The organism is Priestia sp. ABM2_011, assembly GCF_056158845.1.
This window is the reverse complement of sequence record NZ_JBSWUB010000001.1, coordinates 4,793,011-4,818,994: the sequence shown is the minus strand read 5'-3', so window position 1 is coordinate 4,818,994 and position 25,984 is coordinate 4,793,011. Positions and strand designations below refer to the sequence as shown.

Annotated in this window: 29 protein-coding genes and 2 riboswitches; of the genes, 18 read left to right on the top strand and 11 right to left on the bottom strand. The window is 36.8% G+C overall.

Features of this window, described 5'->3' with window-relative positions; translation table 11 throughout:
• The first annotated feature begins 59 nt into the window (after positions 1–59).
• The 4 genes from iolD to ACXAE4_RS25340 all read left to right on the top strand — a co-directional run bounded on the left by iolD (position 60) and on the right by ACXAE4_RS25340 (position 4,985).
• Entirely contained in the window at positions 60–1,994 is a 1,935-nt protein-coding gene (iolD, locus tag ACXAE4_RS25355) for a 3D-(3,5/4)-trihydroxycyclohexane-1,2-dione acylhydrolase (decyclizing) (protein WP_028414348.1), read from the top strand.
• A gap of 85 nt (positions 1,995–2,079) precedes the next feature.
• A complete protein-coding gene (gene iolE, locus ACXAE4_RS25350) occupies positions 2,080–2,976 on the top strand; it encodes a myo-inosose-2 dehydratase (protein WP_028414347.1) in 897 nt (298 codons plus the stop codon).
• Positions 2,977–3,036: 60 nt separating this feature from the next.
• On the top strand, positions 3,037–4,062 hold the full coding sequence (locus tag ACXAE4_RS25345) for a LacI family DNA-binding transcriptional regulator (protein ID WP_028414346.1): 1,026 nt from the start codon (positions 3,037–3,039) through the stop codon (positions 4,060–4,062).
• 134 nt (positions 4,063–4,196) lie between these two features.
• Positions 4,197–4,985 (top strand): 5-deoxy-glucuronate isomerase, encoded by a 789-nt coding sequence (locus ACXAE4_RS25340; protein ID WP_028414345.1) that lies wholly within the window; start codon positions 4,197–4,199, stop codon positions 4,983–4,985.
• Positions 4,986–5,229: 244 nt separating this feature from the next.
• Here the strand turns inward: ACXAE4_RS25340 and ACXAE4_RS25335 are convergent, their stop codons facing one another.
• The 3 genes from ACXAE4_RS25335 to ACXAE4_RS25325 form a co-directional block, all read right to left on the bottom strand.
• Positions 5,230–5,448, bottom strand: a complete 219-nt coding sequence (locus ACXAE4_RS25335; RefSeq protein ID WP_013055227.1) for a hypothetical protein — start codon at positions 5,446–5,448, stop codon at positions 5,230–5,232.
• Between the two features lie 349 nt (positions 5,449–5,797).
• A complete protein-coding gene (locus ACXAE4_RS25330) occupies positions 5,798–6,664 on the bottom strand; it encodes a YitT family protein (RefSeq protein ID WP_028414344.1) in 867 nt (288 codons plus the stop codon).
• Between the two features lie 379 nt (positions 6,665–7,043).
• A complete protein-coding gene (locus ACXAE4_RS25325) occupies positions 7,044–7,454 on the bottom strand; it encodes an Lrp/AsnC family transcriptional regulator (protein WP_028414343.1) in 411 nt (136 codons plus the stop codon).
• 195 nt (positions 7,455–7,649) lie between these two features.
• Positions 7,650–7,694: riboswitch (PreQ1 riboswitch) on the top strand.
• A gap of 9 nt (positions 7,695–7,703) precedes the next feature.
• Between ACXAE4_RS25325 and ACXAE4_RS25320 the strand changes: the two genes are divergently transcribed.
• From ACXAE4_RS25320 to ACXAE4_RS25305, 4 genes are all read left to right on the top strand, one after another.
• Positions 7,704–8,192 carry a QueT transporter family protein gene (locus ACXAE4_RS25320; protein ID WP_028414342.1) on the top strand — a complete coding sequence of 163 codons (489 nt, stop codon included), beginning with the start codon at positions 7,704–7,706 and terminating at the stop codon, positions 8,190–8,192.
• Positions 8,193–8,627: 435 nt separating this feature from the next.
• Entirely contained in the window at positions 8,628–9,077 is a 450-nt protein-coding gene (locus tag ACXAE4_RS25315) for a hypothetical protein (protein WP_475237197.1), read from the top strand.
• Between the two features lie 69 nt (positions 9,078–9,146).
• The gene (locus ACXAE4_RS25310) at positions 9,147–9,392 is read left to right on the top strand and encodes a hypothetical protein (RefSeq protein ID WP_289578705.1); all 246 of its coding nucleotides are present in this window, start codon (positions 9,147–9,149) and stop codon (positions 9,390–9,392) included.
• Positions 9,393–9,419: 27 nt separating this feature from the next.
• Positions 9,420–9,767, top strand: coding sequence for a hypothetical protein (locus tag ACXAE4_RS25305; RefSeq protein ID WP_289578706.1), 348 nt, complete (start codon positions 9,420–9,422; stop codon positions 9,765–9,767).
• Positions 9,768–9,823: 56 nt separating this feature from the next.
• Here the strand turns inward: ACXAE4_RS25305 and ACXAE4_RS25300 are convergent, their stop codons facing one another.
• The gene (locus tag ACXAE4_RS25300; protein ID WP_475237365.1) at positions 9,824–10,483 is read right to left on the bottom strand and encodes an MFS transporter; all 660 of its coding nucleotides are present in this window, start codon (positions 10,481–10,483) and stop codon (positions 9,824–9,826) included.
• A 151-nt stretch (positions 10,484–10,634) separates the two neighbouring features.
• On the opposite strand from ACXAE4_RS25300, the gene rluF reads away from it, so the two are divergent.
• Positions 10,635–11,351 (top strand): 23S rRNA pseudouridine(2604) synthase RluF, encoded by a 717-nt coding sequence (gene rluF / locus ACXAE4_RS25295; protein WP_014461744.1) that lies wholly within the window; start codon positions 10,635–10,637, stop codon positions 11,349–11,351.
• Between the two features lie 37 nt (positions 11,352–11,388).
• Here rluF and ACXAE4_RS25290 read toward each other — a convergent pair whose 3' ends face one another.
• Positions 11,389–12,342 (bottom strand): TRM11 family SAM-dependent methyltransferase, encoded by a 954-nt coding sequence (locus ACXAE4_RS25290; RefSeq protein ID WP_028414337.1) that lies wholly within the window; start codon positions 12,340–12,342, stop codon positions 11,389–11,391.
• A gap of 260 nt (positions 12,343–12,602) precedes the next feature.
• On the opposite strand from ACXAE4_RS25290, the gene ACXAE4_RS25285 reads away from it, so the two are divergent.
• The 5 genes from ACXAE4_RS25285 (at position 12,603) to ACXAE4_RS25265 (ending at position 17,158) form a co-directional block, all read left to right on the top strand.
• Positions 12,603–12,761 carry a hypothetical protein gene (locus tag ACXAE4_RS25285; RefSeq protein ID WP_165635927.1) on the top strand — a complete coding sequence of 53 codons (159 nt, stop codon included), beginning with the start codon at positions 12,603–12,605 and terminating at the stop codon, positions 12,759–12,761.
• A gap of 167 nt (positions 12,762–12,928) precedes the next feature.
• Complete coding sequence (locus ACXAE4_RS25280; protein WP_289578707.1) at positions 12,929–13,318, top strand: tautomerase family protein; 390 nt, start codon at positions 12,929–12,931, stop codon at positions 13,316–13,318.
• Positions 13,319–13,677: 359 nt separating this feature from the next.
• On the top strand, positions 13,678–14,682 hold the full coding sequence (gene ftsZ, locus ACXAE4_RS25275; RefSeq protein ID WP_014461739.1) for a cell division protein FtsZ: 1,005 nt from the start codon (positions 13,678–13,680) through the stop codon (positions 14,680–14,682).
• 2 nt (positions 14,683–14,684) lie between these two features.
• A riboswitch (cobalamin riboswitch) is annotated at positions 14,685–14,875 on the top strand.
• A 144-nt stretch (positions 14,876–15,019) separates the two neighbouring features.
• Positions 15,020–16,561 carry a nickel ABC transporter substrate-binding protein gene (gene nikA / locus ACXAE4_RS25270; RefSeq protein ID WP_289578708.1) on the top strand — a complete coding sequence of 514 codons (1,542 nt, stop codon included), beginning with the start codon at positions 15,020–15,022 and terminating at the stop codon, positions 16,559–16,561.
• 69 nt (positions 16,562–16,630) lie between these two features.
• On the top strand, positions 16,631–17,158 hold the full coding sequence (locus ACXAE4_RS25265) for a GNAT family N-acetyltransferase (protein ID WP_051137139.1): 528 nt from the start codon (positions 16,631–16,633) through the stop codon (positions 17,156–17,158).
• Between the two features lie 312 nt (positions 17,159–17,470).
• On the opposite strand, the gene ACXAE4_RS25260 is transcribed toward ACXAE4_RS25265, so the two are convergent.
• Both ACXAE4_RS25260 and ACXAE4_RS25255 read right to left on the bottom strand, forming a co-directional pair.
• On the bottom strand, positions 17,471–18,772 hold the full coding sequence (locus tag ACXAE4_RS25260) for a CitMHS family transporter (RefSeq protein WP_154990753.1): 1,302 nt from the start codon (positions 18,770–18,772) through the stop codon (positions 17,471–17,473).
• A 142-nt stretch (positions 18,773–18,914) separates the two neighbouring features.
• A complete protein-coding gene (locus ACXAE4_RS25255; protein WP_154990752.1) occupies positions 18,915–19,358 on the bottom strand; it encodes a YfmQ family protein in 444 nt (147 codons plus the stop codon).
• A gap of 187 nt (positions 19,359–19,545) precedes the next feature.
• On the opposite strand from ACXAE4_RS25255, the gene ACXAE4_RS25250 reads away from it, so the two are divergent.
• On the top strand, positions 19,546–19,683 hold the full coding sequence (locus ACXAE4_RS25250; RefSeq protein ID WP_013055244.1) for a lmo0937 family membrane protein: 138 nt from the start codon (positions 19,546–19,548) through the stop codon (positions 19,681–19,683).
• 32 nt (positions 19,684–19,715) lie between these two features.
• Here the strand turns inward: ACXAE4_RS25250 and ACXAE4_RS25245 are convergent, their stop codons facing one another.
• Together ACXAE4_RS25245 and rarD are read right to left on the bottom strand one after the other, a co-directional pair.
• Positions 19,716–20,486 (bottom strand): TatD family hydrolase, encoded by a 771-nt coding sequence (locus ACXAE4_RS25245; protein ID WP_154990750.1) that lies wholly within the window; start codon positions 20,484–20,486, stop codon positions 19,716–19,718.
• A 62-nt stretch (positions 20,487–20,548) separates the two neighbouring features.
• Entirely contained in the window at positions 20,549–21,469 is a 921-nt protein-coding gene (gene rarD / locus ACXAE4_RS25240) for an EamA family transporter RarD (protein ID WP_154990748.1), read from the bottom strand.
• A 335-nt stretch (positions 21,470–21,804) separates the two neighbouring features.
• On the opposite strand from rarD, the gene ACXAE4_RS25235 reads away from it, so the two are divergent.
• Complete coding sequence (locus ACXAE4_RS25235; protein WP_028414329.1) at positions 21,805–22,200, top strand: SET domain-containing protein; 396 nt, start codon at positions 21,805–21,807, stop codon at positions 22,198–22,200.
• 35 nt (positions 22,201–22,235) lie between these two features.
• On the opposite strand, the gene ACXAE4_RS25230 is transcribed toward ACXAE4_RS25235, so the two are convergent.
• Entirely contained in the window at positions 22,236–23,378 is a 1,143-nt protein-coding gene (locus ACXAE4_RS25230) for an AI-2E family transporter (protein ID WP_013081622.1), read from the bottom strand.
• Positions 23,379–23,505: 127 nt separating this feature from the next.
• Between ACXAE4_RS25230 and ACXAE4_RS25225 the strand changes: the two genes are divergently transcribed.
• Positions 23,506–23,775 (top strand): hypothetical protein, encoded by a 270-nt coding sequence (locus tag ACXAE4_RS25225; RefSeq protein WP_014461729.1) that lies wholly within the window; start codon positions 23,506–23,508, stop codon positions 23,773–23,775.
• A 247-nt stretch (positions 23,776–24,022) separates the two neighbouring features.
• Here the strand turns inward: ACXAE4_RS25225 and ACXAE4_RS25220 are convergent, their stop codons facing one another.
• Positions 24,023–24,553, bottom strand: a complete 531-nt coding sequence (locus tag ACXAE4_RS25220; protein WP_014461728.1) for an IseA DL-endopeptidase inhibitor family protein — start codon at positions 24,551–24,553, stop codon at positions 24,023–24,025.
• Positions 24,554–24,966: 413 nt separating this feature from the next.
• On the opposite strand from ACXAE4_RS25220, the gene ACXAE4_RS25215 reads away from it, so the two are divergent.
• The gene (locus ACXAE4_RS25215) at positions 24,967–25,959 is read left to right on the top strand and encodes a zinc-binding dehydrogenase (protein ID WP_289578709.1); all 993 of its coding nucleotides are present in this window, start codon (positions 24,967–24,969) and stop codon (positions 25,957–25,959) included.
• Positions 25,960–25,984: the final 25 nt, after the last annotated feature.

Genomic DNA, 25,984 nt, shown 5'->3' with positions numbered 1-25,984 from the left:
ATATTCCTTATGCTTCCTTTTTTAAAATCGCAATCTAGTATTAGAAGGGAGAAAGAAGCATGGAAACAGTTAGAATGACGACGGCACAAGCATTAGTGAAGTTTTTAAATCAGCAGTATGTTGAATTTGATGGAAAGCAGCATCAGTTTATTAAAGGGATTTTTACAATTTTCGGGCACGGAAATGTAGTAGGTCTTGGGCAAGCTTTGGAAGAAGACCCAGGAAATCTAGATGTATATCAAGGACGTAATGAACAAGGAATGGCCAATGCAGCGATGGCTTTTGCAAAACAAAAACATCGAAAGCAGATTATGGCTTGCACATCTTCAGTAGGACCAGGTTCGGCAAATATGGTTACAACGGCAGCAACAGCTTCAGCTAATAACATTCCAGTTTTGTTGCTTCCCGGCGATGTATTTGCAACTAGACAGCCTGATCCTGTTTTGCAGCAAATTGAACAGTCATATGATTTATCTATTTCTACAAACGATGCTTTCCGTCCAGTGAGTAAGTACTGGGATCGCGTAAGCCGCCCTGAACAATTGATGACAGCTATGATTAATGCGATACGTGTGTTAACGAATCCTGCAGATACGGGAGCTGTAACTATTTGTTTGCCTCAAGATGTGCAGGGAGAAGCATGGGACTTTCCAGCTTATTTCTTCCAAAAGCGCGTTCACCGCATTGAGCGTCGCCTTCCGACTAGGGACAGTCTAGCAGATGCAATTCAAGCAATAAAAACAAAGAAAAAGCCAATCATCATTTGCGGAGGAGGCGTTCGGTATTCAGAAGCTGCAAAAGAGTTAAAACAATTTGCTAGTGAGTTCCATATTCCATTTGGAGAAACTCAAGCTGGGAAAAGTGCCGTTGAAAGCGACTATCGCTATAATCTTGGCGGAATAGGTGTAACAGGAAACTCAGCTGCTAATACAATCGCTAAAGATGCGGATTTAGTAATTGGAGTAGGCACTCGATTTACTGATTTTACAACAGCATCTAAACAGCTTTTTCAACATCCCGACGTGCAATTTCTTACTGTTAACACGTCTGAATTTCATGCAAATAAACTGGATGCCGTGAAGCTTGTAGCTGATGCAAAAGAAGGGTTGTTTGCTCTTAGGAAAGAGCTCATGTCAATTGGCTATCAGTCTGGTTACACGACAGAAATTGCAAGTGCAAAAGACGCATGGGAAGCAGAATTAGAGCGTCTACATAGCATACGTTTTACAGGGGCAGATTTTATTCCAGAAATAAAAGGTCATTTAGATGAAAGCTTAGCTGAATATGCAGAATCACTTGGTACTCAATTAACGCAAACAGAAGTAATTGGAGAGGTGAATAAGCTCCTTGATGACAACTCCGTCATTGTTGGTGCAGCTGGAAGTCTTCCAGGTGACTTACAGAGAATGTGGAAGTCTAATAAACCCAATACCTATCATATGGAATATGGATATTCATGTATGGGATATGAAGTATCAGGTGCACTTGGAGTTAAGCTAGCTGAACCAGCTAAAGAAGTGTATGCGATGGTTGGAGATGGAAGCTATCAAATGCTGCATTCAGAGCTCATTACAAGCCTTCAAGAAAGAAAAAAGATAAATATTTTACTGTTTGATAACTCCGGATTTGGATGTATTAATAATCTTCAAATGTCAAATGGAATGGGGAGTTTTGGAACAGAGTTTCGCTATCGAAACGATGAAACAGGAAAATTAAACGGAAACGTGATGAAAATTGATTTTGCAGCCAGCGCCGCAGGCTACGGTGTAAAAACCTATCGTGTAAGCTCTCTTGAAGAACTAAAAACGGCAATGGAAGATGCACAAAAACAAGAGACTTCTACATTAATTGATATTAAAGTGCTACCCAAAACTATGACAAACGGTTATGAATCGTGGTGGCATGTAGGAGTAGCAGAGGTATCTGAAAATCACCATGTACAAGAAGCCTATAAGGATAAAGTGAAAAATCTTGAAATGGCCAGAGGTTATTAACAAGCAAGAGAAATGGCCGATGTTGAGGGGGAAACATTCGGTGAATATAATAGCATTTTCAATTTGATATAGGGGAGAGGAAGACATGTTCAAGGAAAACACGGTCAAACTGGGGATTGCTCCAATCGCTTGGACAAATGATGACATGCCTGAACTAGGAGCTGAAAATACATTTGAACAGTGTATCAGTGAGATGGCTTTAACCGGTTTTAAAGGAAGTGAGGTAGGAAACAAATATCCGCGAAATGTTTCGATCTTAAGGAAGGCATTATCACTTCGGAATTTAGAAATTGCAAGCGCATGGTTTAGTACATTTTTAACGACAAAGCCGCTGGAAGAAACGGTGACGCCATTTATTGAACATCGCGATTTTTTATACGAAATGGGAGCAAAAGTAATTGTTGTATCTGAACAAGGACACAGCATTCAAGGGATGATGGATGTACCTTTATTCAAAGAAAAGCCCGTGTTCACGCCAACAGAGTGGAGCAGCCTTATAGAAGGCCTGCACTATCTTGGGAAACTAGCAAGAGAGAAAGATATGCATATTGTCTATCATCATCACATGGGAACAGGCGTCCAAACAACAGAAGAAATTGAGCAGCTAATGGAGCTTACCAATCCAGAACTTGTTTCGCTCCTATTTGATACCGGTCATCTTGTTTTTTCAGGCGAAGAACCTCTTTATATCTTAAAAAAATATCTTCATCGTATTAAACATGTTCATTTAAAAGATATTCGCCAAGAAGTAGTTGATCGAGTCAAACAACAAGACCTGAGCTTCTTGCAAGCGGTAAAAGAAGGAGCCTTTACTGTTCCAGGCGACGGAGTTATTGAATTTGATGAAGTATTTACTACGCTTGCCGCTTCTGATTATAACGGCTGGTTTGTCGTAGAAGCAGAACAGGATCCAGCGCTTGCTAATCCTTTTGAATATGCGTTAAAAGCAAGAAACTTTATTAAAGAAAAAAGCGGTCTTTAATTTCTATTGTAAAAGGTTTTACGCCTTTTATATGTTTATGAAAGGAAAGGAGGAGATGAAATGAAGCCAACCATCTATAGTGTGGCTGAAGAAGCAGGTGTATCAATTTCCACCGTATCAAAAGTTATCAATCAAACCGGTCACATTAGTGAAAGAACAAGACAAAAAGTAATTGAGGTTATGGGGCAGTTGAATTACCATCCAAGCGTCGTAGCATCTGCTTTAACAGGAAAGCCTACTAAAACGATTGGGCTTCTCGTACCCGACATCTCCAACCCTTTTTTTGCCGATTTGGCAAGAAGCATAGAAGACCGAAGTCATGAGCGAGGTTTCCATGTTGTAATGTGTAATACCGATAACGATGCGGAAAAAGAGAAAAAATATCTATCGCTGTTAATTCGTCAGAGAATCGACGGTTTAATTGTAGCATCTGCTTTTCGCAATGCTAATCTTTTAAAAAATATGCTGAAGCAAGATATACCCATTAGCGTTATTGCTTCAGAAATCCCTCACATATCTGTTAATACAGTGACAGTGGATGACTATAAGGGAAGCTATTTGGCGACTGATTATTTGCTATCTTTGCATCATAAAAAAATTGCGATTATTACAGAAAATGCAAAAAGTAATCACGCCCGTTTAGATGCTTTTCGAGATGCCATGCAAGAAAATGGAATCACTGTGTTACCTCAGCACGTTATTACGACCGAAGCAAGTATTCAAAAAGGATATGAAAGTGCTAAGCAAATTTTTTTAATGAAGGAGAAAGTGACGGCTATTTTTGCTTGTAACGATTTACTGGCTATTGGCGTCATACAAGCGGCAAAAGAATTCAACATTGATGTGCCGAAGGACTTATCAGTGATTGGCTTTGATAATACCGTTCTTTCTACTACCATCACGCCCATGTTGACGACGGTAGCACAACCGACAAAAGAAATGGCTGTAAACGTAGTGGATTTGCTGGTTAGAGAAATGGAATACTCAACGATGCATAAAGAACATTTACTTCTTGAGCCGAAATTGATTGTCCGGAAATCGACGGCTCCGTTACGAAGAAACGCCACAGCATCTGCAAATAATTGAATACAATCAAGAGTATTGCTGTTAATAAAAACTCTTCACAGTCACATATTCAAAAGAATGTATAAAGTCTATGAAGAAAAAATGAGTGATTAGTAAATTCTGATTGCGCTACTACATAAAGGAGGAAGTTAAACATGCTAGGTAAATTAGGTGAATTAAATAAAGGATACAACGTACTTACAGAAATGGCCGGTCAGCACAAAGATATGTTGATGGATATTGGGATTTATAATATGTCTCAAGGAAAAGAGGAAACTTTACTAGACAGCAACAATGAAACGGCTATTCTTTTACTAGAAGGAAAGGTAAAGCTAGAGTGGGAAGGACATTCGAAAGAAATTCAGCGTGAGTCTCTTTTTGAAGAAGAGCCTTGGTGTTTGCACGTTTCGAAAAATGTGGAGGTTAAAATTACCGCGCTTGCCAATAGTGAAGTACTAGTTCAAAAAACGGATAATGAAAAAGAATTTTCATCAAAATTATATACGCCTGAAGACTGTCAAAATACAGTAGCTGGTGAAGGAGTATGGGAAGGTACCGCTCAGCGTGTCATTCGGACAATCTTTGATTATAATAACGCTCCTTATTCTAACCTTGTTATTGGAGAAGTTATTTCTTATCCAGGAAGATGGTCGAGCTATCCGCCTCATCATCATGATCAGCCTGAAGTATATTACTATCGTTTTGACAAGCCGCAAGGATTTGGCTGTGCAATGGTTGGAGAAGATGCATACCGTGTAGTTGATAATAGTTTTATTACAATTCCAGGTGAATTAGATCATCCTCAAGCAACGGCTCCCGGCTATGCGATGTACTTCTGCTGGATGATTCGCCATCTTGACAATAATCCATGGACAGACCGTATTATGGAAGAAGAGCATAAGTGGTTATTAGAGCCGGATGCAAAAATTTGGCCTGAAAAATAAATAAAACTCTTTATACAAAATGAGTTTCAAATGTTGAAAAACCTCGAATAAAAAAATAATTATGCGTAAAATAATAGTTTATTTTTGTAAAATTTGTTTTTATATGTTAAAGTATAGCTTGTATTAATATTCAGGCGATGATATCGCTCTTTTTGGCAGATTCCTTTTTTAGGAGTCTCTTTTTTTTCTAAACAGAAGCAAGAGATCGTATGTCAATCAAAAAAAAGGAGATAAGCGTAGCCGCTTATCTCCTTTTCTTTTTAGCATTATCTAACGCTAAGTTCTTTTTCACTACTTTTTCTAAAGCAACTTCCACGTGAACATTTTTTTCATCGATGTCATTCACAAGCACGACGGTTCCTTTTCGTCCTTTAATCTTTAAATCATCACCCGTAGAAGGAATGTTTTCCCTCAGCTGGCTTAATAGAAGCTTTCTGTTTTCAAAAAAGTGGACAGCCACCATTTTATCTCACCTAATTTCATATGATATGTGTGATACAAAGATGTGTATATGAAATCCTTCCTATACGTTATGTCGTCAGGGGTGGTTTTAGAACACGTTGAATAGACAATTGTTGCATCGATATATGAAATAAATAGGGTGGCATAGTTATAAATCTTCTATTCTTGGACATACTTATACTACTAATCTAAAAAGGGATGTGGATGAAAATGAAGGTGGCTATCGGATTAAGTGTATTTACGGTCTTTACAGGAGCAATTGCGTTAGGGTCAGTTTACTTTTTAGCAGGGATCTTTTCGTTTTTCTTAACGGTTTTTTCATAAAAAAATCCACCAAGAGGTGGATTTTTTTATTTAGCAGCGGCTTTTGTTTCATGAGGCGAATTGCCGATAAATCCAAATTTTCCGCCGACAACTTCTTTTACTTCGTGGATGACAATAAAAGAATTCGGATCAATTTGCTGGATTTTCTTTTTAATTTTTAATAACTCGTTCTTTTTAATAACAACGTAGATAATGCGTTTATCTTTGTTGGCGTAGTAGCCATATCCATAAAAGATGGTAGCTGCATTTCCAAATTCACTGGTGATCACTTGCGCAATGTCTTTGTACTGATCAGACATAATCGTCATTGCTTTTTTGTTGTGGAAACCTTCGATAACAACATCGACGATTTTAGCACAAAGATAGACGAATATAAAAGTATAGAGGGTATTGTTGACGCCAATAGCAAAAACCGATGCTAAAATAATGACGCTGTCCATGTAGAACATGCTTTTCGAGATATTGTAGCCTTTTGTGTAGTTTAATAAATAAGCTAAAAGAGTTGTGCCGCCGGTAGATCCATCCGCGATAAAAATGAGTGCCAGTCCTGTTCCCATTAGTAAAGCCCCGAATACAATTCCTAAAATCATGTCGTGAACGTGAAAAGGAATATAGCTGACCAGACCTAAGAAAACGGACGTCATGACAGCTCCTAGAATCGTATAGAGAATCGTTTTTTTAGTTAGAAATTTATAAGCTAAGGCAATGAATACAAGGTTCACAAGAAATGTGCTGATACTTGTAGGGATATGAAATAAATAATATAAAACAAGAGCAATACCAACCGTACTTCCGTCACCTAATTTATTTGGAATGACAAAAAAATCAATGGATGCAGCAACTAAAAGCGCTCCGGCAATAATTAAAATGATGTCTTTATAGATTGTTTTCAATATGCAAACCTCCCTGATTATTAGGATATTTTCATGTGTAATCTTGTTTTTACTAGTGTTTCACAAATGATAAAATAAAAAACGTCTTAGAAATTGTCTAGTTATAAAACTGATCAACTTCTAAGACGAAGAATTACGATACTTGTATAGGTCTTGATCCGGCTTTTCTATGCTTCGATGTCACCGATTATATAAACCTCTGACCGCTATGTCAACGCTATGAGAGATGTTCAACTTTTCAAAAAATAGAAGGCGGTTTCCTGTATAAAAAAGAATCCTTTGCGACGGCGCAAAGGATTTTCAAATTTATTGGAATAGGGGGAATATGTTATTAGAATTGCCATTTTCATAAATTAATATACCTTCATTTTTTTAAAAATTATTTGTTAATGACGATTGAAAGTTTGTAATTCACATGCTGATTTAGCTCTGTCAAAAAATCATTTAATTCTTCATTTGAATGAAATTTGCATTCTAGTAAGTAGCAGCCATCGCCGCTGATTTTAAAGTTGTTGATGACGTACTTCTTCTGACTTTCTACAAATGTAAGGTAGGGGTGGTGATGAATGCTCTGCGTATAGATATTTAAAAATGCATGGACGGTGTAGCCAAGTTTTCGTTCATCAATGTTAATTGTATAGCCTTTGATAATGCCTTCATCTTCTAACTTTAATACTCTAGCAGAAGCGGCTTGTCCGGTTAAATGCACTTTTTCTCCTAATTCTTTCATCTTCATACGTCCATTTTTTGATAGCTCTTCTAGTATGCGCTTATCTGTATTATCTAACATCGCTACAAATCCTTTCGTATTTCAAATCAAAAGGGTTAACTACTTTATGTCACCTATGTATACGGATACGTCTTCTATTTTATACTAAAGAAAAGTAAGAAAAAAGAGCAGTCAATATGGAAGACATGAAAGCAGCAGTAGTTTGCAAACAGCTAAATTGACGAAAGCTTAAGCTTGCTGTATGATTCTTTGAGTGTTTACGTGGTTCGTAACCATCCCACGTTAAAAAACTAAGGAGAGAATAGTAAGATGAATATAAGAACACTTTGCGTCAACGGTCTTTTAGCAGCTATGTATATTGCTGTTAGCATGTTAATTCAGCCGTTTGGCTTCACCAATATCCAATTTCGTATATCAGAAATGTTCAATCATTTGATTGTATTTAATAAAAAGTACGTGTACGGCATTGTACTAGGGGTATTTCTGACGAATTTGTTTTTTTCACCAATGGTCGCTTATGATCTGGTGTTTGGGGTAGGACAATCTGTACTATCATTACTCATTACCATTTTTTCTATGCGCTACATTAAAAATATGTGGGCTCGTATGCTTATTAATACACTTGTGTTTACGTTTACGATGTTTATTATTGCGTTTGAACTGCACCTAGCATTTGATTTACCATTTTTCTTTACATGGTTAACAACAGCTGTTGGTGAGTTTGTGGTTATGCTTGTTGGAGCACCAATTATGGCGGCCATTAATAAACGTGTACAATTTAATAAGCTAGTTGGATAAAAAGATGCGGCTGTGATAAATCTCACAGCCGCATCTTTTTATCTTTGTTATTCTATAAGTGTAGTGATAAACCCCTTATTATTGAAGAGCTTTTCACGCATGGACAAATTACCCATATCTAGCATGTAAAAAGAGCAGGTCGCTATTGCGTTCTGCTCTTTTTGCGTAACGGAATAGCGAGTATTCAATTAGATTATTTTGAAAGAAGAAGTGACAAATCTCACAGCGCGTTCTTTTTTCTTTGGTTACGATATACATATAGTTGGCAAACTCCTTATCGAAAAGTTTTTCGCACAACAACACATTACCTATGCGTAGCAATTAAAAAAGCAGACCGCCAAGGTTTGCTTTTTTAATTGTGTATTTTTACCATTAAATAACTTTTTTGAGTTATAATTGTAAAATAATCTTTGTTACGAGAGAGGGGATTATTTTTTGAATAGAAAGTTAGGAATTCTTGTTTTATTAGTGTTAGCTATCTTATTTGCCGGGTGTTCAAAAGAAGAAGACAACGTTCCTTTAAGAGAACTAGAAAAGATCCATATTAACGTCATCAAAGAACAAAAGATGAAGCAAGGGATTTCGTATGAATTGGAATTCGTAAACAAGAGCGATTTGACCATCAAACAAAACGACGTATTTTTATCGTATCCACTAAAAATAAAAAACGGTTATTCTGAAAATAAATTTAAGGTGTTAGCAGAAGGCAATAAGTTAAATATTAAGCCAAAACAAAAGGTAAAGTTGACTGCATTTCTTCCTTATAAAGGAATTAATAAAGAAGCGTTAGCTATTGATGAGCCTGACGTAAAGTGCATAGGATATTGGAATAAGATCGATGACTACCATCAATTTTCTTTTGGAGGATATTTGAAGCGAGAATAATACATGGATTTGTTAAATGATGGAACTTATGAAGCGTGAAATCGTATATAAATCAAGGGGGAGATTTTATTGAAGAGATATGGACTATTTATCATTAGTTTCATCGTTTTCTTGGGTAGCTTTCAACTGCTATCAGGAATGATTCTTACGCTCTTATATGTTCCAGAAAGTTCGACTATGTGGAGCTCAATCGAAGGATTATCAAGTAAAGTAATGTTTGGCAGTTATTCTGGTAGCTTTGCTTTTATGATTCCCGCTGTAGCAGCTACAGCCGCTTTTTTTATCTCTAAAAAATGGGTTAGGAAAAGTGTATAAGAAACTGATAGCGGTGGTGAATAAACAGTGAATGTAGACACGGATAGATTAGTTAGCTTCTTTATTTTATGGGGAACACCCGCTGCTTTTAGTATAATAGAGTACTTTAAACTGAGTAAAACTGAAAAAAAAGAAGCTATACGAGACTTAACATCATTAAAATCGATTATAACAACAGGCTTTATATTGATTGGAGGAGTGATGGCGAGTTTAGGTAGAGTATTATCGCTGCTGCCTCTGCACATTATAGGTACTTTTATTTTAGTCATTGGTGGTATCGTGGGCGCTATTGAAGCATGGAAAACAGAAAAAAAGAGAGGTATTATTATCCTTGTTTTCATAGTATCTATGATTGCTTTTACATTTGTAATATAAATTCTGCATGTAACAAGAGCTGCTCAAACTATGAGCAGCTCTTGTTAGTTTCTCACTTATTGCGCTTCAAGCTGCTGATCTTTTTTCTTTAATGTAAGAGCGAGCAGGAACGAAACGATAGCAAAAGCGATGGCTACATAATAGACGGTATGAACTCCGCTTGTCATACTTTTTATTTGTAACAGCGTTTTATTCGTTTCATTTGATTGTTGAATAAAGTGCTGAGAAGCCATGGTCATAATACTTGTATACAAAGCGGGTCCAATTGCGCCTGAAACTTGGTTAATCGTATTTGAAATGGCTGAACCGTGAGCGTGAAGCGGTTTAGGTACTTGATTTAAAGCAAGCGTCATTACGGGTCCTATGCTTAAACCTACGCCAATTGTAAAGGCAGCGTATAAAATAGCTGCGGTCATCGTGGTTGTTTCTCTTGAAATGGTAGTGAACAAACTTAAAATAAACGTTAAAAGAATTAAACTTGTTAAAAGCAGCGGTTTAAATCCAATTTTATCAAACAAACTTCCTCCGACCATAGCTGTTAGAGCCAGCGTTACTCCTCCTGGAAGCATAAGAAAACCTGATGGTAGCAACTCTATACTGATCCAGTCAATCCAGACGTTTAGGTCTTGTATAGGAGTGAAGATTGACGTTGGTTTGACAGGTGTAAGCATTGCTTGAAATGTTAAGAATAAGTTTACAAAGTATTTTGAGGCTATCCTTTTATTTCTGTTAAAAAAATATAGTCAAGTAATGAAATTAAAAGAAGACGAGAAGCGTATAGCATGTTACGATAGGGACGGTATAGAAATTGACACATATCGGTTTCTAATAGAAGAGACAAATTTTAAAATTTTTAAATGTAAGGTTGTGATTCACCTGAGACTGAATAAATTTATTAGTGAATCTGGCAAAGCGTCAAGACGCGGGGCAGATAAGTTAATTAGTGAAGGAAGAGTAACCGTTAATGGAAAGGTTGCAAAAATCGGAGATCAAGTTAAGCCTGGCGATGATATTCGAGTAAGCGGCCAACAGCTTCGGATTGCTCGAAATAATGTATATATTGCACTTAATAAACCAGTCGGCATTACAAGTACGAGTGAGAAAAAAGTAAAGGGAAACATCATTGACTTAGTCAATCACCCTTTGCGTATTCATCATGTCGGACGACTAGATAAGGATTCAGACGGCTTAATTTTACTTACAAATGACGGCGATATTATTAACGAAATTTTACGTGCAGAAAACAAGCATGAAAAAGAATATATTGTTGCAGTAGATAAGCCGATTACACCCGAGTTTATCAAAAACATGTCTGAGGGAGTAAAAATTTTAGGTACAAAAACGCTTCCTTGTAAAGTGACACAGCTGTCTAAGTACGAGTTTCAAATTATTTTAACACAGGGCTTAAATCGTCAAATTCGCCGTATGTGTGAAGTGCTCGGATATGAAGTATACCGACTTCAGCGTACGCGTATTATGAATATTCACTTAAACAACTTGCCTGTTGGGCAATGGAGAGATTTAACGAAAAAAGAGCGTACGCAGCTATTCAAAGAATTAGACTATGAACCTAAAGAGTGGTAAATCAAAAGACACCAGCCTGTTAGACTGGTGTCTTTTTTTATTCGCATACAACTACTTGTCTAGAAAATACGCTTTTGCGCGCTACGCAGCGATCTGAAATAGAAAAGCCAGCTTCATGAATCATATGGTCAATCGTGTCTACTGTAATTACGACTACTTTATCCGCAAAGCGGCGAGCGTGTTTTAAAATAGAAAGCTGATCTTCAGGCGTCGCGTGGGTGTAGAGATTGTAAGGCATGTCGATGATCGCTACGTCATAGTGAGTGGTAACATCCGAAATCGGTCCGGTTTTGACATCACCCTTTAAGCCGAAATGCGCAATATTTTCACGAGATCCGTCGGTCACAAGTGGGTTGATATCGCGTCCTACAATATCAATGCCCATTGAAAGAGCTTCTACGAGGACTGTACCAATACCACAGCATGGATCAATCGCTTTGATTCCTTCAGGCTTTGGAACGGCAATGTTAGCTACAGCTCTTGCAAGGCGGGTACTGAGTGCCGTAGAGTATTCACGCGGTTTCTTCAAATGATGCAGCCATACAGCTTCGCTTTTTTGATATTTTCCAAAATACCAGCGTCCTTCAAATGGAACAATTCCAAACAAATGGTCAGGGTTATGCAAGTCTGCTTCTGCTACAAAATGCCAACCCACATCACGTTCAATCGCACGCTGACCTTTATAGCTTATTTTTTGATCTTTTTCTAAGTCATTAATTTTCATAAAAATGAGTTTAAATGTTTGATCTCCAAGGTCAATATCTTCTACTTGTTTGCAAATATCTGCAAGGTCATCTGATTCATACATAATATCTAATCGCTCTTTGATAAAAGGGCTTCTGCTTGGATCAAGTTTAACGGCGCTTTTTATGATAGGTTTCTCAGTTTCAATTTCAAAAAGAGAGCGTCTCTCTAATTGACATAGTGAGAGTTCCTCTTCGCTGCATGCGTATGTGTAGATATACTGAGGCAGCTGCGTATGGTTATTCAATATCGTATCATCCTTTATCGTATCTAATTATCCTTCTTCTCAAACAATAGCGAGAAAAGAAGAGAAAAGCAACGAATTTAAATATATTTGGCTGTGAATACTAAATTGAAGCGCTACATAGTCCACTTATTTGACAAAACATGCTAAAATAACTGATGATAACCTGCATGTGCTGCTGTTTATACAAAAGAACTGGATCAAGGTTTCTCAAAAATCATTTATACACTGCTGACATTTTGATGAATAGGAGAGGCTACGTGATGTCTAAAAGTGATCATGAAAAGCAACAGATGAGTCGGGCTGATATGAAAAAACAAGCTAAAACATCCTCGCAAAACCTTGTGATGAACGTACTCATTGCCATTGTATCTGCATGTATTTTAGCTCTTATTATAAATATTTTTGTACTAATGAAATGAGCCGTTATGCTGCTCATTTCTTTTTATTAGGTTCAGCTTTTATTGAAGAGTTTGAGGTCTCTTTCACTAGAGAGCACATTGTGAATAGCATATCTTTTTTTTACAAATGATAGTTGTGATATGATAAAGCAATAATACATTAGACAAAAAGCTGGAGGTTACTTAGTATGCCATTACTTAGATTTGATGTAATAGAAGGAAGAGACGAAAAAGAGTTAAAAGCATTACTAGACTCTACTCATCGAGCGATGCTAGAAGCCTTTGGCGTCCCAGAACGCGATCGTTATCAAATTGTACATCAGCATCCTGCTCATGAAATGATTATTGAAGATACAGGTCTTGGCTTTGAGAGAAGCAAGGATTTGGTTATTATAAGCGTGACGAGCAAACAGCGAACAGAAGAGCAAAAACAAGCTCTTTACAAATTAATTGTAAAAGAGCTGGGAGAAAGCTGCGGAATTCAGCCAAGCGACATTATGATTTCAATTGTTGAAAACGGTAATGCTGACTGGAGCTTTGGTATGGGAGAAGCTCAATTCTTAACTGGGAAATTATAAAATGGTTTATTATCTAGAGAAGCCCTTATTTCTAAGGGCTTTTTCTCATTTTGTCTATAAAAATATTATTCTCTTAGTCACATCTTACTCAAAATTAAATACAGACATCTGTCAAATGAATGATACAATAAGCTTATATGCCGTTTTGAGTGGGAAAACCAAAAAAGAGTTCGGCGTACTAACTTCAGAACAACAATAATTTTACATAAAGATGTAAAGATTTAAAGGTTAAAAGAGAAATGTATAAAATCTGTAAAACAAAAGAACAGTTACGCGTTAAACATAGGAGTAAAAGGTTCTTCACGTGTTTTTTCGGATAATAAGAGAAAGTAATTTTGATCATTGAGGAGGAACTTAGAATGTTTGGATTTGATGCAGATGTATCGCCATTAGTGCGAATTAAAGTAATTGGAGTCGGCGGTGGAGGAAATAACACCGTTAACCGTATGATTGAACATGGTGTACAAGGGGTAGAATTTATCGCCGTTAATACGGATGCTCAGGCGCTTAATTTATCTAAAGCAGATGTGAAAATGCAGATTGGTGCGGCATTAACGCGAGGATTAGGTGCAGGAGCTAATCCAGAAGTAGGAAGAGAAGCTGCAGAAGAAAGCAGAGAGCAAATTCAAGAAGTACTGCAAGGCGCAGATATGGTATTCGTAACAGCTGGCATGGGGGGAGGCACTGGTACTGGAGCAGCTCCGGTTATTGCCCAAATTGCCCGTGAACTAAATGCTTTAACAATTGGAGTAGTTACTCGCCCTTTCAAGTTTGAAGGAAATAAACGTACCAAGCAAGCAGTAGGCGGTATTACTGCGATGAATGAATCGGTAGATACCCTTATTGTCATTCCAAACGACCGCTTGCTTGAAATCGTTGATAAAAAGACACCTATGCTTGAAGCATTCCGTGAAGCAGATAATGTTCTTCGCCAAGGTATTCAAGGTATTTCAGATTTAATCGCTGTTCCGGGGCTGATTAACCTTGACTTTGCTGATGTAAAAACAATTATGTCTAATCAAGGATTTGCGCTTATGGGTATCGGACGAGCTTCGGGATCAGATCGAGCAATTGAAGCAGCGAAAAAAGCGATTTCTAGTCCGCTGCTAGATGCATCGATTGATGGAGCAAGAGGCGTGCTGCTGAACATTACGAGCGGCAGCAGCCTGAGTCTTTACGAAGTACAGGAAGCAGCAGATATTGTCACGTCCGCTTCTGATCAGGACTTAAATATGATTTTTGGATCTGTGATTAATGAAGATTTAAAGGACGAAATGATGGTAACCGTTATTGCCACTGGATTTGATGATGAAGATATTTCACCATCAGCTTCCACTTCTAGAGTTTCAAGAGCACGCTACTAAATTAAATAACCAGCTTTTATGGTGGCAATTGTTTTTCAATTGCCTTAAAAGGGAATCCGGTGAAAATCCGGAGCGGTCCCGCCACTGTAACAAGGAGCCTTATGTCAAAAAGCCACTGTCTATTTAGAGACGGGAAGGCGGTATAAGGCAATGACTTGAAGCCAGGAGACCTGCCATAAATCGCAGCACACAATAACCTACGAGGATAGGGAGGTGTTTTGGCAGAATCAAAAATACGATAAACAAGGGATACGTTTATCTGAATTTGTTGTGAAGGCAAGCACTTCTTTTTAGAAGTGCTTTTTTTTGTGTATTAAAATAGAAGGTGGAAAAATGAATGATAAATAATAAAAAACTTGTATCTATGATATTTCTCGTGTTACTTTGCCTCACTGCTTGCGCTCCTAATGAAGAGAGCGTAAGTATAAAAGAAAGAAAGAAAACGGATAAAAGTGTGACGTTTTTATTTAATTTTACATCTGCAACGCTTGATCCTCATACGGACGATAATTATACAGCAGTTCGTGGGGGAGTAGGGGAGACGCTTGTTAAAATCAACGACGATTTAAAAATAAAGCCTTGGCTTGCTGAAAAGTGGGAAACGAAAGATAACGGCCTTACATGGACATTTATGATAAGAAAGAACATCACGTTTCAAAATGGAAAAGCGCTGGATGCAAATGCCGTTAAATCTTCTCTTCAAAGAACGATAGACCAAAGTTATGCGATGAAAAACGCTTTAAATATTAAAGAAATGAAAGCGAACAGTCATGCGCTGACAATTACATTAAAAGAACCAATGCCTAAATTTCCTTCTGAATTAGTGCATCCAAATACAGCTATTATAGATGTTGATGCTTCTAATATAGCTAAGAAGCCCATTGGTACGGGTCCATTTCGCGTCTTGTCTTTTGATCAAGGAAATCAAGTGAAATTAGAAAGATATGAAAATTATTGGGGTGGAAAAGTGAAATTGAAAAGTGCGATCTTTGGATTTAACGAAGATGCTAATGCGCGAGTTGCTGCTCTTCAATCTGGAACAGCCGATATTATTTATCGCCCGCCTTTAGAAAGCTTGGGCACTTTACAAACAGATCCGTCTTTTAAAGTAAGTGGAGTACCTAGTGTGCGCACCCATTTATTGCTTTACAATCAAACCAATGACGCATTAAAAGACGAAAATGTAAGAAAAGCTATCGATACCTTATTGAACCGAAAAGAAATTGTTAGCAGCATCATGAACAATCAAGCGGCAGCGGCTCGAGGTCCATTTTTACCCCAATTTCCTTTTGCTGATAGTACTGCTAATGAGCAAAGAGGTATGACATCTGCTAAAAAATATTTAGAGAAAGCAGGCTATCAAATCAAAAATGACAAAGCAATCAAAAATGGAAAGCCACTATCGCTCTCTCTTGTCACATACAGTTCTTTGCCAGAACTGCCTTTAATTGCTCAGCTTATACAGTCTAATGCCAAAGAGTTAGGAATTACTATTAAGATTCACCTAGTTGAAGATAGCGATGAATATGTAATGGCAAAAGATGATTGGGATTTAGCATTGTACAGCCTTATCACAGCACCTAGAGGAGATGCCAGTTATTATTTAAGTACGAACTATTTGCCCGGCGGTGGTTTAAATGCCAGCCGGATTAATGATGATACGCTAACAAAAATGATAGAACAGTTAAATTCAACAGTAGATGACGCAAAACGAGATCAGTTAGCCAAACAAGCAACCGCTTTGATTAATAGAAAAATGCTGACGTCATCGATTGTACATCCAAACATTGTTGTTGCTTATAATCAAAAAGTGAAAAACTGGACAACACATCCAAGCGAGTATTATATGCTGACTCAGCATTTAGACGTAACGCCGTAGTTAACATTGCAGCATAAGCAGAGAAAAGAAAAAGTATACAATGATCGTTAAAAGGATGTGACAGTAAACGTGCAAGAAGTACAAATGTATCAAATTAAAGAAGTAAAAGAAAAGGATGCTGAAGTGATTCAGTTTGTCATGAATATGCGGAATGAGCTATTTCCTATGCTGGAAAAAAATCAGCTTCCTGTGGATTTGCTTCATTTTAATGAACATTACGTTCAAGCGAAAGACGCTGCTTTTTTTGCAGCTGTTACGGAAAATCAACAAGTAATTGGAACCATTGGTTTATACGCTTACGATGGACGGTTTCATGCATTAAAAGAGCGATATGAACATAGAACTGCAGCTGAGATTGTAAAATGCTATGTCGATCCAGCGTACCGGCGTCTAGGCATTGGACAGCAGCTGTTAAAAGCAGTTGAACAATTTGCCCAAAGTCATTTTTATGACACGCTGTATCTGCATACTCATCCTTTTTTACCTGGCGCTATTCCTTTTTGGGCTTCACAAGGCTTTATCAAAAGGCTAGCTGAACAGGATGAACCATGGAATACGCTGCACATGGACAGAAAAATACAACGAGTCGTAACGTAACGAGATCATACAGTAATTACCATGGAATCTGTATATGGGCTCAGGCTATAATGAACGTAACTTACATTTATAGCCTGTAGGGCAAGTCCTTACAGAAAAGAACCACGTTTCGAATTGGCTGAAACGTGGTTCTTTTCTGTAAAAAACAAGTAACAAAATATTTTTAAAAATATATATGAAATCGCTTTCAAAATAATGAAATATATTATATAATTACTAGTGTTGTGTTGTACTTTGTTAGTGTTAAATCAATATCCTACATGTGTGAGCCGATTGCCTTATGGTAGTCGGCTTCCTTTTTATGGTAGGATTCTAAAATGAAATAGCATTCGTTAAAATGGCTGTAATCGTCATGACAATAGTTGTCCCAAAGGCCCACTTGAAAAGAAACTTTTGATGCTCGCCGAAATCTACTTCAACCAGCCCAATCAGAATGAAAGTAGCGGGTACTAAAGGAGATAGAGGAAACCCAGTTGTGGAATGTCCCAATAAAGCTGCTCGTCCTATCTCTACAGGGTCTACACCAAAATTAGCTGCTGTATGGCTAATAACAGGTAAAATGCCAAAGTAATAAGCATCAGGTGAAAATACAAAGCTAAGAGGAAGGCTCGTTATTGCTACAACTAAGGGAAGGTGAGAGCCCAGCCATTCAGGAGTTAGGCTGACAATAGTATTTGCCATGGCATCCATCATTTTTGTTTCTGTAAAAACGCCTGTGAAAATTCCGGCTGCAAAAACCAATGTACTAACCATTACAAAGCTGTTTGCATGACTTAAGATTCTTTCCTGCTGTTCTTTTGGATGAGGAAAATTAACAAATAAAGCAATGGCAAAAGCAATAGCAAATAAAATTGGAATAGGAAGTATGTCTATGATCAAGAGAGTCATTAAGCACAGTGTCAATAAGGCATTAAACCAAAAGAGTCTAGGTGGCTTCCCAGGGATTTCATGAACTGAAAGCTGTTCAGCAAAAGCCATTGATGCACCTTTTAAATGAATGGTTCCTAAGCGCGCTTTTTCTCTCTTTCCGAGTAAGTATGCTGAAAATAAAGTCCACATCAATCCCGCTGCCATAGCTGGAATAAGAGGGGTAAATAGATCTGATACTTCTAATTGTAAACTTGCTGCGGCTCTTACGAGAGGACCTCCCCAAGGAATCATATTCATAACACCTGCGCTTAAACTAATAACACAAGCCAGTATTAGTCGGTTCATTCCCAGTTTTGTGTACAAAGGGAGCAAGGCGGAAACTGTAATTAAAAATGTAGAAGAGCCGTCTCCGTCCAAGCCAACAAGCATTGTAATAACGGCAGTTGCCATTACGACTTTTAAGGGATCGCCTTTCACAATGTTTAGGATACGAGAAATCATAGGATCAAATAAACCGACGTCAATCATTAGTCCAAAATATAAAATGGCAAAAACGATCATAATGGCCGTAGGAGCTACTTTTAAAATACCATTCATCATCATATCGCCCATATCAGCACTAAAACCTCCAATTACACCAAAGAGGATAGCGACAAAAATAAAAGCAACAACCACGGACAAGCGTTTACTAATGACAAGAAATAGAAAAGTCGCAATCATTCCAAACCCTAACAAAGAAAGCATTATCCATCACCTCTTAAAAAATTAGAAAATTCTATTAATTTATATTATAGCATTAGAATTAATGTTAAAGTTTGGTATTTTTAAATAAGGTAACTTCAACCTAAAACTAAAAACTAAAAAAGCCGCCTTGTAGGCGACTGGTTTAAGCTAGGTCAGCTGTTATGGACTGCTTTTGAAGGTGATCAGACAGCAGGCTGTAGGCGATAATCTTCTTTTTGTATTGTTTCACGACGTCGACATGATCATCATAGCTGTATACGCATAGTCGAACATCGTTTTTCCCTTTTTTCGTATCGATAACAAGTGGAGTTTCACTGTCTTCTAGGTGTTTATAATAGTCCTTATTTCCTTCATGGACATAATATTGTTTTAAAAATGTTGCTTTATTAAAATAATCAATCACTTGCATTTTGTCTTTGCCTTCTAAATGTTTCCCATCAACTGTGACAGTAGCGTTTTGATCATCAAGTGTTGGGTGTAATTGAAATTTAGTCATAAGCCATTTGACCACTGGAGTTGGAAGACACGTTATTAATATTTTGAGTGCACTTACAAGAATGATGGAAAGTAATACAATCCATGTCATAGTTAATCATCTCCGCTTAAATTAAATAAGATTACATACTTATTTTACCACAGAGAACATGATTGCTTTTTGTACATTATGTGAACCTTCTTTAGTGAAAAGATGTATATGAAATGCGTTTATTTATGCACATTTAGGGAAATATAAAATTATAACAAATACTACATATAAAAAAGGAGAAAAAATTATGTTGTGGACGATTATTGGACTTTTATTTATTTTTTGGTTATTAGGATTAGTTTTTCATATTGGCGGCGGCATCATTCACATTCTTCTTGTCATTGCAGTGATTGTGCTGATCGTAAAACTTGTGAAACGAATTTAGATATAAAAAGCCTTTCCTTAGGGAAAGGCTTTTTATGTGGAGAGATTATAAAAACGAGCTGTATTTCGATATAAAAAATCATATGTCTCCGTTACAGAAACCCTTTTGAGACGTGCTATTTCCTGAACGGACTGATGCATCATTGATGGAACCGTTGTCTGGTTTTGAAAAGGTCCTTCAAATGGCCACGGACCATCTGTTTCGACCATCAAGTAGTCAAGAGGGTAATCTGTGGCAAGCGCTTGGATTTTAGGTTTATATACAATATCAGGTGTAACGGAAATATAGTAGCCGTTGTTTTTCATTCGTTCAACGGTTTTTTTAGCTCCTTTGAACCAGTGGAAGTGAGCTTTAGGCACAGAATGTTTTTCTAGTAAGTTGCACACGATCTCAGCATCTTCATATACAGCGTGAAGAATTAACGGTTTCCCCCATTTTTTTGAATGAATAATAAAAGCTTCAAGCAGCTCCAAATAGGGCTCTAGAGAAAGAGTATAGGTCTGACTTAAGTAATAAGGTAGACCAACCTCCCCAACAGCGATCATTTCTTCATTGTTTTGATCAATCCAAGCAAACAGCTCCGCTAATTCATTTGAAGAAGGCAGCATTTGTTCAGGGTGAAATCCGTAGGCAGGTTTCACGCAGGAATATAACTTGCTGATTTTTTGATTAAGTTGGCAAGAGTGTAATGTAGAAGATACAGAAATAAGCGCTTGTAACGAAGGATCCTGCTCAACTATGTCTTTCCAGCTTTTCTGTTCATATTGATCTAGATGAATATGCGAGTCAATAATTCGTTTCATAAATAATGCTCCTCCCAGCCTATTTTGTTTAAAAATAATACGTAAGAGAGTGTATGATTCTGTTAAGCCTCCACTTTATTTCTTATTTGTTTTCTGTTCCCCCATTTAGTAATAGATGAGAACGTATAAACAATAAGAGCTAACCAAATAAAACTAAAAGCAATAACATGAGCTTTTGTTAGCGATTCATGGTATAGAATGACTCCTGCTAGTAAAGACAAGGTTGGTGAAATATATTGAAGAATACCAAGCATTGATAATGATACTTTTTTAGCACTTTTTGTGAATAATAGGAGTGGTAAAGCTGTAACTACTCCACTGCCCATTAATAAAAGACTTGTTGAAAAAGAATCAAAAAACTGCAAGTGTGATTGAAACGTAAGGTAGCCTATGTATGCTAATGCAATAGGGGAGATGACCATCGTTTCAAGAGTTAATCCAATCGTTGAATCAGCTTTAATCTTTTTCTTTGCCAAACCATATAATCCGAAGGTAACAGCTAAGCTAAGCGAAATCCAAGGAACCACACCATAATGAAGACTAAGCGTTAAGACGCCGATTCCTGCTAGTATAAATGCAAAAATTTGAGCCCCGCTTAATCTCTCTTTTAAGAAAATAACACCTAATAAAACACTTGTTAGGGGATTAATATATTGTCCAAGGCTCGCTTCTACTATTTTTCCATTAATGACAGCCCACATAAAAATGCCCCAATTTGCACTAATAAGTACAGACGCAGTAAAAAGGGACCAGAATAAGGATGGTTTTTTCACTATTTCTTTTATAAACGTAATGTATGTACGCCATTTCTTTGTCATTAATAAAAGAATAAGCATAAAAATAAAAGACCAAAAAACGCGCTGAGCTAAAATCTCACCTGGTGCTACGTGGTGAACCAGCTTCCAATAAATTGGCGTGAGCCCCCACATAAGATAAGAAAGGACCGCATATATCACACCATCTCTGTCGGGATTTAAGTTCATGTGAAACCTTCTTTCTAACATAAGATAAAATCAGTAATAAAAGTCATAGATTAACATAAAAAAGCAGCATAAACGATTATATCACAGAGAAAAACGATTCTTCACATGTTGAATGGCTCAAAAAAGCGCTATGCGCCAGGTCATTGCTTTTCTATGTCTAAAATAAAATCAAATTGCGTGTTTCTAACAAGGTAAGTGCTTACACAAGTGTGCATGATAAGCACTCTTTCAGCTTATATTCAAGTGGTTATGAAAAACAGTTGATTTCCCCATTAGAAACTGTCAAGCTTAGGGAAGAAGAAAATCTTAGATGAAAGAATATATAGGTGACGAATATGATCGAAATAAAAATGTCTACGATAAGCGATGGAGAATTTAACAGAGGTGTATTTGCTAAGCAAGATATTAAAAAAGGAACGCTTATTCACGAAGCTCCTGTTATCGCTTATCCTAATAAAGAGCATGATTTTATTGAGAAAACAACACTAGCGGATTATGCTTTTGAATATGGAGTGAATCATACGGCTATTCTTTTGGGATACGGTATGCTGTTTAATCACTCGTATACACCCAATGCTACGTATGAAATTAATTTTGACAATCATACCTTTGATTTTTATGCATATACGGATATCCAAGCAGGAGAAGAAATTCTCATCAACTATAATGGAGATGAAGATGATCAAGAGCTCCTTTGGTTTGATCGTGAAGATGAAGAAGAACAAAAGTAAAAAGTTAAGCCCATCGAAAATCGATGGGCTTTTTATTATGCTTTTTTATCCGGATACATAGTAGAGTTCAAACGGATGAATTGGTAAATATGCGTAATAATAACTTTTAAAACGGCATATCCAGGAACGGCTAAAATAATACCGATGATTCCGAATAAGTTTCCGGCGGTTAGAATGACAAAAATGACCGTAATCGGGTGAATATCCAGGCTTCTTCCCATAATTTGCGGAGAGATTACTTTGCCTTCAAGCAATTGAACAACTGCCCAGACAATGGCCAGTTTTACAAGCATGAAAGGAGAGGTAATAAACGCAATAATAATGGCTGGGATAATGGCGATAATAGGACCAAGGTAAGGGACAACATTGGTTACCATGGCGATAATCGCTAGAAGTAATGCATAATCTAACCCAATAATCAGATAGCCAATGAAAAGCAGTACACCTATACAAATCGCAACAAAAATTTGCCCGCGAATATATGCGCTTAATGCGTGGTTCATGTCGGCTAAAATGAATTTAGCTTCAGAACGAGAGCGGTTTGGAAGCAGTTTTACAATGTAATTAGGTAAGTTTTTCCCATCTTTTAATAAGTAAAAAAGAATAAAGGGTAAAACGGCAACCGATAATATAATTTCTGTAATGGTGCCGACAAAGTTTACAATACCGCTTGAAAATCCAGAAACATATTTACTCAAGTGTTTTGATGCATCTTTTGAAATCTTATCTAGGTCCGTGTTAGCCGACTGAAGACCTTGTTCGACATATCGGTTATTCGAAAGGTTCGTCACCGCATGCTGAACGTCATGCGTCAGCTCTGGGATATTATCAATAAGACGGTCAACTTGATTTTTTAGAGGCGGAATAACCGATGAAATAATAATGGCTAATGCGCCGATAATCACTATGTATAAAACAAGAATGGAAATAATTCGTTTTACACCTTTTCGTTCTAAAAAGTCAACAAGCGGATTAAATAAATAAAAGCAAATTCCTGCTAAGATAATCGGCAGTGCGATTGTTTTAATAAAAATAGAGATAGGAATTAAAATAAATCCGATTTTTGATAACGAAAAAATAGTCATGCTGAGAATAAAAATAATAATTGTATATACAACAAATTTATTATTTAAGATTTTTTCTCGGAAAAAAGTTCCTTTCTGAGGTCTAGGTTCCAAGCTGTTCAACTCCTTTTAAAAATAAATGTATAGTTATCATACCCTGATTTGGACTAATTTAAGAGGGTTTTTTACAAAGAAGTGTGCATACTAGTAAAAAATCTTCTAGAAAGAAGGGGTGAAATCATTGAAAGAAGACAAACAGCCATCGTATGATGATTTCTCTACAGTAGAAAAAAGCCATGAATATATAACCGCTGAAGAATTTCCAGACGGTCCTTTCGGCTCTCCTGTTAATCAAAAACTGGGGAAATCTACTTCATGGGAAGAAGGGCAGCGAACGTATAGCGCATTTAATTATGAAAACAAAAATCTTCATGAAAAAGCGCAAAGATTATTTCCAGGCGCTCATCCTGTACATGATAACCCAGAGGAACATGAACAAAATCCAAGTTAATGTCTTTATTATGCTCTGAATATATTGCCCTATCTTTTTGCTGAATTATGTTGACAATAAGCAAGTTAGCCTGTAATATAAAACGTAACTTATCACTGTTTCTACAGGATTCGACAAAATTTGATTTACTTAAACTTGTGATTTCAACTTCTATTTACAGCTATTAGAGCGCTGTAAGTAGAAGTTTTATTTATGTTATCGATAAAAAAGAAAAAAGCAGGTCTGCTCAAGCAGGCCTGCTTTTTTCTTATTGAACAGCGTCAAATTTATTTACTTTCCACTGTGAACCAGATTTATAGAATGTGACAGTGCGTTTTACGCTGCCTCCATCTACAGTTGGGACTGTGAATTCATAAGAGCGAACTGTTGATGTTTGATACACAAGCTTTGTTTTTGCTTTTGACCATTCTAACATGCTGAATCCGTCGCCGATTGGGTGTGCAAGTTTGCCGTTATATGTGATATAGCCGTAATTTGTTAGTCCTTTTTCTACTGCACTATTTGTAAATGTTTCAGATAAGTAGCTTGATAGCTCAGCTTTTGTATCAAATTCAGGGCAAAGATACACGTACTCAGTTCCTTTATATTCAAATGTACGTTCTGTACATGGTTTGTTTTTATAACCGTGCAGAGCACTCCAGAAATGATTGCTGGCACTAGCTGCAATTTTGACAGCATTTGCATCCGTTAGTGTTGTAGATGTTGTTTGTGCTGTAACTCCAGTGCTTAGTGTAAAGAAAATAGCGATTGATGATAAAACTAGTCCAATTTTTTTCATTTCTAACTCACTCCTAATTAATTAACCTTATTTATGTAACAATTATGTGTTTTATATTTCTTTTGTTACATTTATATTACAATAAATCTATAATAAAAGAAAGTGTTTTGTCTTTTTTTCTTAAATTTTTTTAGATTTTTACTAGTTTCTGAAGTAGATATAATAAATAAATTGCGGATAAATGTTGATTTATCAGGTTTTTTAAACCAATTTTTCTGTTTTGCATTCGTTTTGTTACAAACAATCTTTTTGTAACAAAAATGTAACAAAAGAAACTGAATACTTTTACGATACAGAAAAATAAAGATAAAACGGTGAAAAAGCGATTCTAAAAGTTTATTTTCCTTTTTTTGGGCATATTTCTTTTGCGGTTTTGAGCTTTTTAGTAGAGTAGATTAAGAGGAGGCGAAATCATGAAAGCCATTATACATAGTGAGAAAAGCGGTATAGCAGGCATGAATTACAGAGATCTTCAGGAGATGCCCCCTGAAAGAGGAGAAGTAAAAGTAAGGTTAAAAACAGCAGGTTTAAACCGGAGAGATTTATTTGTTATGAATAATCGAGGCAAAGGAGATAAGCCGTTTATTCCCGGTTCAGACGGTGCAGGTATTATAGAAGAAGTGGGAGAAGGCGTAAAAGGTTTAAAAATTGGAATAGAAGTGATCATTAATCCAAGTCTGGAGTGGGATCTGATAGAGGACATTCCGTTTACGCCTAAAATTTTAGGTGGTCCATCGAATGGAACGTTTGCAGAGTATGTAATCATAAAAGCGGATAATGTTGTGCAAAAGCCGCCTTATCTATCTTGGAAACAAGCGGGAGTTCTTTCATTATCAGCTTTAACTGCGTATAGAGCTCTCTTTACAAAAGGGCAGTTAAAAAAAGGAGAACATCTACTTATTCCTGGTATAGGGAGCGGAGTTGCGACTTATGGCTTGTTATTCGCAAAAGCTATCGGAGCTGACGTAACGGTTACTTCTAGAAGTGATGAAAAAAGAAAGCAAGCCCTAAAGTATGGAGCTGATTATGCATTAGACAGTGGAAGTAACCTAAAAGAAGAAATCAACGATAGAAAAGTAGATATCATACTTGATAGTGTGGGGGCAGCTTTATTTCCGACGTATTTTGAAATACTAAAGGCAAATGGAAGAATTGTTAATTTTGGTGCGAGTTCTGGAAATGAAGTTGAATTGCCTCTAAGAACTATTTTTTATCCTCAATTCAATATACTTGGCACATCTATGGGAAGTCAGGAAGAATTTGTGGACATGATGGATTTTATAGAGAAACATCAAATTAAACCAATCGTCGATAGATTCTATCCGCTGTCAGAGGCAGCTGCAGCTTGCGAACGATTAGATAAAGGAAAACAATTTGGCAATATAGGTTTACTTATTTCAGAATAAAAAAATCCCCGGCGCTAACTGGGGA

What these genes read in the sequence shown, in the direction of transcription:
- ACXAE4_RS25340 (WP_028414345.1), top strand. Translation starts at nt 4,197, where the DNA reads ATGCTAGGTAAATTAGGTGAATTAAATAAAGGATACAACGTACTTACA.
- ACXAE4_RS25285 (WP_165635927.1), top strand. Translation starts at nt 12,603, where the DNA reads ATGTCTAAAAGTGATCATGAAAAGCAACAGATGAGTCGGGCTGATATG.
- ACXAE4_RS25335 (WP_013055227.1), bottom strand. Translation starts at nt 5,448, where the DNA reads ATGGTGGCTGTCCACTTTTTTGAAAACAGAAAGCTTCTATTAAGCCAG.
- iolD (WP_028414348.1), top strand. Translation starts at nt 60, where the DNA reads ATGGAAACAGTTAGAATGACGACGGCACAAGCATTAGTGAAGTTTTTA.
- ACXAE4_RS25235 (WP_028414329.1), top strand. Translation starts at nt 21,805, where the DNA reads ATGATCGAAATAAAAATGTCTACGATAAGCGATGGAGAATTTAACAGA.
- nikA (WP_289578708.1), top strand. Translation starts at nt 15,020, where the DNA reads ATGATAAATAATAAAAAACTTGTATCTATGATATTTCTCGTGTTACTT.
- ACXAE4_RS25345 (WP_028414346.1), top strand. Translation starts at nt 3,037, where the DNA reads ATGAAGCCAACCATCTATAGTGTGGCTGAAGAAGCAGGTGTATCAATT.
- ftsZ (WP_014461739.1), top strand. Translation starts at nt 13,678, where the DNA reads ATGTTTGGATTTGATGCAGATGTATCGCCATTAGTGCGAATTAAAGTA.
- ACXAE4_RS25250 (WP_013055244.1), top strand. Translation starts at nt 19,546, where the DNA reads ATGTTGTGGACGATTATTGGACTTTTATTTATTTTTTGGTTATTAGGA.
- ACXAE4_RS25280 (WP_289578707.1), top strand. Translation starts at nt 12,929, where the DNA reads ATGCCATTACTTAGATTTGATGTAATAGAAGGAAGAGACGAAAAAGAG.
- ACXAE4_RS25245 (WP_154990750.1), bottom strand. Translation starts at nt 20,486, where the DNA reads ATGAAACGAATTATTGACTCGCATATTCATCTAGATCAATATGAACAG.
- ACXAE4_RS25220 (WP_014461728.1), bottom strand. Translation starts at nt 24,553, where the DNA reads ATGAAAAAAATTGGACTAGTTTTATCATCAATCGCTATTTTCTTTACA.
- ACXAE4_RS25215 (WP_289578709.1), top strand. Translation starts at nt 24,967, where the DNA reads ATGAAAGCCATTATACATAGTGAGAAAAGCGGTATAGCAGGCATGAAT.
- iolE (WP_028414347.1), top strand. Translation starts at nt 2,080, where the DNA reads ATGTTCAAGGAAAACACGGTCAAACTGGGGATTGCTCCAATCGCTTGG.
- ACXAE4_RS25260 (WP_154990753.1), bottom strand. Translation starts at nt 18,772, where the DNA reads ATGCTTTCTTTGTTAGGGTTTGGAATGATTGCGACTTTTCTATTTCTT.
- ACXAE4_RS25320 (WP_028414342.1), top strand. Translation starts at nt 7,704, where the DNA reads ATGAATATAAGAACACTTTGCGTCAACGGTCTTTTAGCAGCTATGTAT.
- ACXAE4_RS25325 (WP_028414343.1), bottom strand. Translation starts at nt 7,454, where the DNA reads ATGTTAGATAATACAGATAAGCGCATACTAGAAGAGCTATCAAAAAAT.
- ACXAE4_RS25255 (WP_154990752.1), bottom strand. Translation starts at nt 19,358, where the DNA reads ATGACATGGATTGTATTACTTTCCATCATTCTTGTAAGTGCACTCAAA.
- rarD (WP_154990748.1), bottom strand. Translation starts at nt 21,469, where the DNA reads ATGAACTTAAATCCCGACAGAGATGGTGTGATATATGCGGTCCTTTCT.